Source organism: Neobacillus rhizosphaerae, assembly GCF_050477885.1.
Classification (GTDB): Bacteria; Bacillota; Bacilli; order Bacillales; family Cytobacillaceae; genus Neobacillus; species Neobacillus rhizosphaerae_A.
The window spans coordinates 20,516-29,873 of record NZ_JBCNAC010000032.1 but is presented as its reverse complement, the minus strand read 5'-3'; the positions used below and the strand labels follow the sequence as shown (position 1 = coordinate 29,873).

Below are 9,358 nucleotides of genomic sequence, written 5' to 3'. Positions count from 1 at the left end.
TAGCCATGCAACCTTTCCACGGGCATTAGAAATTTCCCCTATTTACCGTTCGGATACTTTTTTACGTTCCACGGGCATTAGAAATCTCCCCTATTTACCGTTCGCATACTTTTTCACTTTCCACGGGCATTAGAAACCTCCCCTATTTACCGTTCGCATACTTTTTCACTTTCCACGGGCATTAGAAACCTCCCCTATTTACCGTTCGCATACTTTTTCACTTTCCACGGGCATTAGAAACTTCCCCTATTTACCGTTCGCATACTTTTTCTCTTTCCACGGGCATTTGAAACTTCCCTATATGGAACTGGACATTATGAAAAAGACACCCCGGAATACGGAGTGCCTTTGAATAGTAAAATTACTTGCTTAAGTTATAGAAAGACTTAAGGCCGTTGTATTGGCTAGTTTCACCTAATTGATCTTCGATACGAAGTAATTGGTTGTACTTAGCTACGCGGTCAGTACGTGATGGCGCACCAGTCTTGATTTGACCAGCATTTGTAGCAACTGCGATATCAGCAATTGTGTTATCTTCAGTTTCACCAGAACGGTGAGAGATAACAGCTGTGTAACCAGCACGCTTAGCCATTTCGATTGCATCAAATGTTTCAGTAAGAGTACCGATTTGGTTAACCTTGATAAGGATTGAATTACCGATACCTTTTTCAATTCCTTCAGCAAGCTTCTTCGTATTTGTTACGAATAAGTCGTCACCAACTAATTGAACTTTTTTACCAAGACGCTCAGTTAAAAGCTTGTGACCTTCCCAGTCGTTTTCATCTAAACCGTCTTCGATTGAGATGATTGGGTATTTAGAAGCAAGCTCTTCATACCAGTCAACCATTTCAGCAGATGTCTTCACAACACCTTCGCCAGAAAGATGATACTTACCGTCTTCTTTGTTGTAGAACTCAGAAGATGCAGCATCCATTGCTAACATAACTTCTTCGCCAGGCTTGTAGCCAGCTTTTTCGATTGCTTCAACGATTGTTTGAAGTGCTTCTTCGTTAGAGCCTAGGTTTGGAGCAAATCCACCTTCGTCACCAACAGCTGTGTTAAGACCTTTAGACTTAAGAACTGATTTTAATGTATGGAAGATTTCAGCGCCCATGCGAAGTGCTTCTTTAAAGCTTGGAGCACCTACTGGCATAATCATGAATTCTTGAATATCTACGTTATTATCAGCGTGCTCTCCACCATTAACGATGTTCATCATTGGAACTGGAAGCTGCTTAGAGTTGAATCCTCCAAGGTATTGATATAAAGGAATATCAAGGTAGTTAGCTGCAGCGTGAGCAACCGCCATAGAAACACCAAGGATTGCGTTGGCACCTAATTTACCTTTGTTTTCTGTTCCATCAAGCTCGATTAATGCATGGTCAACTGACACTTGATCAAGTACGCTGAATTCTTCTCCTACAAGCATTGGCGCAATGATTTCGTTAACGTTGTCAACTGCTTTAAGAACACCTTTACCAAGGTAGCGAGACTTGTCACCGTCACGAAGTTCAACTGCTTCGTATTCACCAGTAGAAGCACCACTTGGAACTAACGCGCGTCCAAATGCACCTGATTCAGTGAAAACTTCTACTTCAATTGTTGGATTACCACGGGAGTCTAATACTTCACGAGCGTATACATCTGCAATAAATGGCATTTAATATCTCTCCTTAAAATGGTTTAATCGGTCGTTTAGAAACGAACAGTTTTATTTTATTAATGAAGTTCCAGTCATTTCGACTGGTTTTTCAACCTTTAATAAATCTAACATAGTTGGAGCGAGATCTCCAAGGATACCACCGTCACGTAACTCCACACCTTGCTTTGTTACAATGACTGGAACAGGATTTGTTGTATGAGCAGTCATTGGCTCGCCTTCTAAAGTGATTACTTCGTCGGCATTACCATGGTCTGCTGTAATAATTGCTGTACCACCTTTTTCAAGGATCAGATCAACAATTTTCCCTAAGCATTCATCCACCGTTTCAATCGCTTTGATTGTCGGTTCAAGCATTCCAGAGTGTCCAACCATATCTGGGTTTGCGAAGTTCAAGAGGATGACATCAAATTTATCATTTTGGATTTCATTGAGTAATGCATCTGTTACTTCATAAGCACTCATCTCTGGCTTCAGGTCATAAGTTGCAACCTTTGGAGAGTTGATTAAAATCCGCTCTTCACCAGGAAACTTCTCTTCGCGGCCACCGCTCATAAAGAACGTTACGTGCGGGTACTTTTCCGTTTCCGCAATTCGAAGCTGCTTTAAGTTATTTTGAGCCAAGACTTCACCTAACGTGTTGTCTAGGTTTGTAGGTTTAAAAGCTACATAGCCATCTACACTTTCACTGAAATGTGTTAAGCACACAAAGAATAAATCCTTAGGATGCTTTGGACCACGGTCAAAGGCACGGAAATCAGCGTTAGTAAATGTATTAGAAATCTGAATCGCACGGTCAGGACGGAAGTTATAGAAAATAACGGCATCATTGTCTTGAATCGTTGCAACTGGCTGTCCATCTTCCTTTGTAATCACGGATGGGATTACGAATTCGTCAAAGATTCCATGTTCATATGAATCCTTTACCACATCCATTGGGTTTGTGTAGGCTGGACCTTCTCCATACACCATAGAACGGTAAGACTTTTCTACACGCTCCCAGCGCTTGTCACGGTCCATTGAATAGTAACGGCCTGAAATGGTTGCGAATTCACCCACGCCATACTCCTTCATTTTATCCAAAGTTTGCTGAATATATTTTTCCGCAGTTTTTGGACCAACGTCACGTCCATCAAGGAAAGCATGGATATATACTTTTTCGACGCCTTCTTCTTTTGCTAGTTTCAATAGGGCAAACATATGTTGAATATGGCTGTGTACGCCGCCATCTGAAAGTAAGCCAAATAAGTGAAGGGCAGTGCCGTTTTTCTTCACATGCTCCATTGCACCTGTAAAAGTATCATTCTTTTCAAATTCGCCTTCACGAATGGCAATGTTTACACGAGTTAAGCTTTGGTACACGATACGTCCAGCACCAATATTCAAGTGTCCTACCTCAGAATTTCCCATTTGTCCTTCAGGAAGGCCGACTGCCTCACCAGATGCTGTTAAATGGGAGTGTGGATAGGTGCTCCAGAAGCGGTCAAAGTTTGGTTTCTTCGAATGTGCGACCGCGTTTCCTTTTTGTTCTCCTCTACATCCAAATCCATCAAGGATGATCAGAGCAACTGGAGATTTATTCATAACTGCCTGCCTCCAGTAACTGTAAAAATGATTGTGCTTCAAGGCTTGCTCCGCCTACTAATGCACCATCAATATCAGGCTGTGCCATGTATTCTTTAATATTTTCCGGCTTCACGCTGCCGCCGTACTGAATTCTAACCGCGTCTGCAACATCTTGAGAGAATTGCTGTGCAACTACTTGACGGATATGCGCACAAACATCGTTTGCATCCTTTGAAGTAGAAGATTTACCAGTTCCAATCGCCCAAATTGGTTCGTATGCGATCACTGATTGCTTCACTTGCTCATTAGTCAAACCTGCAAGTGCCTTCACAACTTGGTCACCAACTAATTGGTTGGTTTCACCATTTTCACGCTGTTCTAGAGTTTCTCCACAGCAAATGATTGGAGTTAAGTTGTATTTAAACGCTGCTAGCGCTTTTTTGTTCACTGTTTCATCAGTTTCGTTGAACATTTCACGGCGTTCTGAGTGGCCGATGATGACATAGTTCACACCAAGATCTGCAAGTGCTTTCGGGCTAATTTCGCCTGTAAACGCTCCGTTTTCTTCAAAGTGCATGTTCTGAGCACCAATTTTCACATCGCTACCTTCTGTTACTTCTACAAGATTTTGTAAAAATAAAGCAGGTGCACAAATAACAGAATCGATTTTATCTGCAGCAGGTACAAGACCTTTCACTTCTTCCGCAAAGCTTCTTGCTTCAGAAAGAGTCTTGTTCATTTTCCAGTTACCTGCAATGATTGGTTTACGCATTAAGAGCACATCCTTTCATGGTTGTAAAAAAGAGCAATGATTATTTATCGTTTAACGCAACGACGCCTGGCAATGCTTTGCCTTCCATAAACTCTAGAGAAGCGCCACCGCCTGTAGAAATGTGACTCATTTTATCGGCTAAGTCGAACTTCTCAACTGCAGCTGCTGAATCTCCACCGCCAATGACTGAATATGTACCTTCTGCTTCAGAAAGTGCTTCTGCAACGGCTTTCGTACCGCCTGCAAATTTGTCAATTTCAAATACACCCATCGGTCCGTTCCAAATGACAAGTTTAGATTTTTTGATTACATCAGCGTAAATCTCTCTTGTTTTTGGTCCAATATCAAGAGCTTCCCAATCAGCAGGAATTTCTTCGATTGCTACCACCTTTGAATTAGCATCTGCAGAGAAATCATCAGCTACTACTGCATCGACTGGCATATAGAAGTTAACACCTTTTTGTTTCGCTTTTTCCATAAATGATTTAGCTAGCTCAATCTTATCTTCTTCAAGAAGAGATTTTCCCACTTCATGGCCTTGAGCCTTGACAAATGTATAAGCAAGTCCACCACCAATAATGAGGTTGTCGACTAATTCTAAAAGGTTTTCGATTACGCCGATCTTATCCTTAACCTTTGCACCACCAATAATCGCTGTAAATGGACGTTCAGGATTAGAAAGTGCTTTACCAAGTACTTCAAGTTCTTTTTCCATTAAGAAGCCTGAAACAGCTGGCAGGTTATGGGCAATTCCTTCAGTTGAAGCATGCGCACGGTGTGCGGCACCAAAGGCGTCGTTCACATAAACATCAGCAAGCTCCGCAAATGCTTTTGCCAACTCAGGGTCATTCTTTTCTTCACCAGGGTAGAAGCGTACATTTTCTAGTAATAGAACATCGCCCTCTGCCATAGTGTCAATTAACGCTTTTACAGAGTCACCATAAGCTTCATCTGCTTTTTTCACGTCTTTACCAAGAAGTTCTGAAAGTCTAACACCGACTGGAGTTAAGCGCATTTCTTCGACCACTTTTCCCTTTGGTCGGCCGAAATGGCTTGCCAAAATCACTTTTGCTCCCTGTTCGATTAAGTACTGAATCGTTGGCAATGCTGCACGAATGCGTGTTTCGTCTGTAATTTTTCCATCCTGCATTGGGACGTTAAAATCAACCCGACAAAAAACACGTTTACCTTTAACATCTACATCTTTTAATGTTTTTTTGTTCATGTAAAGGACCTCCTTTAGTTTGGCACTTCAAAATGCTTCAAATTTCATTAAAAAAGGAGGGGGAATCCTCCCCGCTCCCCTTTGGAATACCATTTAACATTATAATTTGTTTATGACTGGAATGCCAATCATATCCAAGTTAAAAATTAAAGTCCTTTTGCAGCGATGTAATCAACTAGGTCAACAACGCGGTTAGAGTAACCAACTTCGTTATCGTACCAAGATAATACTTTCACCATGTTTCCTTCAAGAACCATAGTTGATAATGCATCGATTGTAGAAGAAGCAGTGCTTCCGTTGTAGTCGCTAGATACTAATGGAAGATCGCTGTATTCTAAGATGCCTTTTAATGGACCTTCAGCAGCAGCTTGTAATGCATTGTTTACTTCTTCAGCTGTTACTTCTCTTTCTAATTCTGCAACTAAATCCACAACAGATACGTTTGGAGTTGGAACACGCATAGCCATACCGTTTAACTTACCTTTTAGTTCAGGAAGAACTAGAGAAACCGCTTTTGCAGCACCAGTTGAAGTTGGGATCATGTTCTCAGCTGCTGCACGTGCACGACGGTAGTCCTTGTGTGGTAAGTCAAGGATTTGTTGGTCATTTGTATATGAGTGAACAGTTGTCATCATACCGCGCTTGATTCCGAAAGTATCGTTTAATACTTTAGCAAATGGAGCTAAGCAGTTTGTAGTACAAGATGCGTTTGATAATACGTGGTGGTTAGCTGCATCGTACTTATCTTCGTTAACACCCATAACGATTGTGATATCTTCGTTAGATGCTGGAGCAGAGATGATAACTTTTTTAGCGCCTGCTTCAAGGTGCTTCGCTGCATCTTCACGCTTTGTGAAACGGCCTGTAGATTCAACTACTACATCAACACCAAGGTCTCCCCAACCAAGTTGTGCAGGGTCACGCTCAGCGATAACTTTTACTTTGTGTCCGCCAACTACTAAGTATTCACCGTCAACAGTTACATCTTCTTGAAGAGTTCCGTGAACTGTATCATATTTTAAAAGATGCGCAAGCATGTTTGCATCAGTTAAGTCATTGATTGCAACGATTTCTACATTGCTATTGTTTAATGCCGCACGGAATACGTTACGACCAATACGTCCAAATCCATTAATACCAACTTTTACTGCCATGTTAATTTCCTCCTTTTATATGGGAAAAGATATATTTTTTAAAAGGAATTACCCTTTCAACAACCGTTTAGCCACACCTTCATCGGTAATAAGTATCGTCGAGGCCGGTGCTTGTTTAAAATACGCCTTAATGGCTTTCGCCTTTGAGGCCCCGCCTGCAACTGCAATTACATGTGGGATCTCTGCAAGGTCTTCGAGCTGAAGTCCAATCGTAAATACCTTGTGGACAATCTCGCCTTCTTCGTTAAAATAATAACCAAATGCTTCCCCGACTGCCTTCCCATCTTCAAGCTTTTTCTTAATATCCGGGTTGGTTTTCCGTCGTTCAGCCATTGTGATAGCATCCCCAATTCCATGAAGAACCATGCTTGCTGATTTAATCAAATGCAATACATCATGAATATCAGGTTCTTTAATGAGGGATTCATAAATTTCTGAACTGACCTGATCGGGAACATAGAATACACGATGTTTAGAATCGGTATTTCTCGCCATATTCGAGCAAATGGTGTTTGCCTGGTTATGGACATCCTCACCAACTCCGCCTCGAGCAGGGACAAATAGCAATTCCTTCTTGGAGAAATCAGGTGTTAGTCTTTCTGCGACCGCAGCCATGGTAGAACCGCCAGTAACAGCGATGATATTTTTCCCGGTTAGAAGCTTTTTCATGCAAATCGCACTTGCTTTGCCAAGCTCGCCTTTGACCATTGGTGACTCATCACTATCGCCAGGGACGATGATAACCTTCTTGATGCCAAGCCGGTGCTTTAATTCCATTTCCATTACATCAATACCCTTTAGCTCACGCATCAAACCTTCTAAATCTTCCAGTAAATTTTTCCCTTCAGAGGTTAAACTCATTCCCACATTGTTTGTAAAAATAAGATTTTGTTCTTTCAGGAAATCAACTTCACTACGAAGGACTCGTTCGGTTAATTCTAAGCTGACAGCTAAACTTCTTCTACCTACCGGCTGCATAAAACCTATGTATCGTAGGATAGAATAACGTTTCTGTAGAACTTGAAGAAGGTCGGGTACTAATTTTTTTTGGATATCGATAAATGACTGCATGATGTTCATGCTCCTTTTATTCTATGTAGTTGGTCGAAAAATGTCCACCATAGACATATTGTGTCCCACCTACTGTAAAAAAAATCACCCCTACTACGTTTTTCATTGTAACAGGAGTGAAAACCTATTTCAACTTATAAAATCGCCTTTTTTTCATGTAAACGATTTCTTATGTCAAATTTGTTAACGAAGCCATATCCTGCCTCTTGTCCATCAATGAGAACCACTGGAATCATTAGTCCATACCGTTCTGTTAATTCATCACTAGTTTCAATGTCAATTTCTTCGAGGTGAAAATTCCATTCCTCTTTTAATTCAAGAAGAGAGTCCTTCGCTTTATCACATAAGGGACAACTTTTTCTTGTATATAGGGTAATCGTAGTTTGTGACATTAAGTCGATTCCTTTCCATCTTGTCGTTTTAGCCTTTTAAAAATACCAATGTTTTAAGTAGAAATCCACTTTATTACTTAAACCTTTTTCTTTTTGAAGAAGATTGAATCCCTAATTGTTCCCGATACTTAGCAATGGTCCGTCTGGATACCACGATTCCATTATTCTCCTTTAAAAGACCAACAATATCTTGGTCAGATAGTGGCTTTTCTTTATTCTCTTGTTCTATTAAATTACTAATTTCATTCTTCACCTGGGTTGATGAAGTACTTTCATCATCCGCAACTGTCTGTATGGTACTAGTAAAAAAGGATTTTAAAGGGAATGTTCCTAACGGAGTTTGGATATATTTTTCCCGTACTGCTCGGCTAACGGTCGATTCATGAATATCAAGTTCCATGGCAATTTCCTTCATGGTCATTGGCTCTAAATATTGCATCCCTTTAAGTAGGCATACGGTTTGTTTTTCAACGATTTTCGAGATGACTCTTGTTAGTGTCTCTCGCCGTTGTTCAATGGCCTTTAAAATCCACTGATAATCCTGAACCTTATCGTGGAGAAATTTGCTGACCTGCTGATCCTGGTCTTTAAATTTTTTGAAATAAGATTCATTAAAGCTAATTCTCGGTAGGGAATCGTCAAACATCCGTACCTCAAGCCCTCCCGTAGTTCGCTCTACTATGGCATCTGGAATGATATATGACGGCGCTTCTTCTCTTAAAAATGCCCCTGGTTTTGGATTAAGGAACTGTATCTGATCGAATAGATCTTGAATCTCCTTTAGTGATACCCGGAGCTCCTTAGAAATTTGTCTCCATTTCTTTTCAGCAAAAGGGACAAAATAGTGAGTAATGATTGTTTGTGCCAGTTCGTTATTAGGATTTTGATAATATAGTTGCATCAACAGGCACTCTTGCAGGTTTCTTGCACCAATTCCTGCCGGTTCCAATGTTTGGATGACCGCGAGACATTCTTCTACTAGCTCCTCTTCTACAAGTAAGCTTTCTGCAATTTCATTAAGGTCACCCATAAAGTAACCGTTTTCATCTAAATGTAGAATGAGATGTCGTATCACTTTAAGTTGGTCTGTTGAAAGATTGGTTATTTTTAATTGAGAGAGTAAGTGATCTTCAAGAGAAAATGGTTTTTCGGCAATTTGCTCAATCCAATTCTTTTCCTCTTTTTGATGTTTCCGCCGATTCCGGTCCATCAGGGGATTCATTGGCTTGACCGTGCTGCTTTCGAGTTGCATCAAGGGATTTTCAAGGACCTTATCTTCTAAAAAGGCAGTTAGCTCCTGAGCCGAATACTGCAGTAAGGCAATTGCCTGAGATAATTCCTGTGTCATCGCCAACTTTAATGTTTGCTGCTGCCATAAACCCGCTTTCAAGTTCATTCCGATCCCCCCATGGTACCTATTTTACACGATAGGGGTGTGTTCGGGTATTGGAAAAATTAGAAAAGCTGCGGGTGGTGTGGGTTTTGTGCCGTTTTTGGTGGGTTTTGTGCCGTTTTTGG

Annotated in this window: 8 protein-coding genes; all 8 read right to left on the bottom strand. The window is 40.9% G+C overall.

Annotated elements, in window-relative coordinates:
• Window positions 1-361: 361 nt before the first annotated feature.
• Window positions 362-1,660, bottom strand: a complete 1,299-nt coding sequence (gene eno, locus ABES03_RS04830; protein ID WP_430115646.1) for a phosphopyruvate hydratase — start codon at window positions 1,658-1,660, stop codon at window positions 362-364.
• 51 nt (window positions 1,661-1,711) lie between these two features.
• Window positions 1,712-3,244, bottom strand: coding sequence for a 2,3-bisphosphoglycerate-independent phosphoglycerate mutase (gene gpmI, locus ABES03_RS04825; RefSeq protein WP_430115643.1), 1,533 nt, complete (start codon window positions 3,242-3,244; stop codon window positions 1,712-1,714).
• Entirely contained in the window at window positions 3,237-3,998 is a 762-nt protein-coding gene (tpiA, locus tag ABES03_RS04820) for a triose-phosphate isomerase (protein WP_430115641.1), read from the bottom strand. The genes gpmI and tpiA overlap by 8 nt, the downstream gene beginning before the upstream one ends.
• A 40-nt stretch (window positions 3,999-4,038) precedes the next feature.
• Entirely contained in the window at window positions 4,039-5,223 is a 1,185-nt protein-coding gene (locus tag ABES03_RS04815) for a phosphoglycerate kinase (RefSeq protein ID WP_430115639.1), read from the bottom strand.
• Window positions 5,224-5,369: 146 nt separating this feature from the next.
• A complete protein-coding gene (gene gap / locus ABES03_RS04810) occupies window positions 5,370-6,377 on the bottom strand; it encodes a type I glyceraldehyde-3-phosphate dehydrogenase (protein ID WP_413307293.1) in 1,008 nt (335 codons plus the stop codon).
• Between the two features lie 48 nt (window positions 6,378-6,425).
• The gene (locus ABES03_RS04805) at window positions 6,426-7,448 is read right to left on the bottom strand and encodes a sugar-binding transcriptional regulator (protein WP_430115635.1); all 1,023 of its coding nucleotides are present in this window, start codon (window positions 7,446-7,448) and stop codon (window positions 6,426-6,428) included.
• Window positions 7,449-7,582: 134 nt separating this feature from the next.
• Window positions 7,583-7,840 (bottom strand): glutaredoxin family protein, encoded by a 258-nt coding sequence (locus tag ABES03_RS04800; protein ID WP_430115632.1) that lies wholly within the window; start codon window positions 7,838-7,840, stop codon window positions 7,583-7,585.
• A 73-nt stretch (window positions 7,841-7,913) separates the two neighbouring features.
• Window positions 7,914-9,236 carry an RNA polymerase factor sigma-54 gene (gene rpoN / locus ABES03_RS04795; protein WP_430115631.1) on the bottom strand — a complete coding sequence of 441 codons (1,323 nt, stop codon included), beginning with the start codon at window positions 9,234-9,236 and terminating at the stop codon, window positions 7,914-7,916.
• Window positions 9,237-9,358 lie beyond the last annotated feature (122 nt).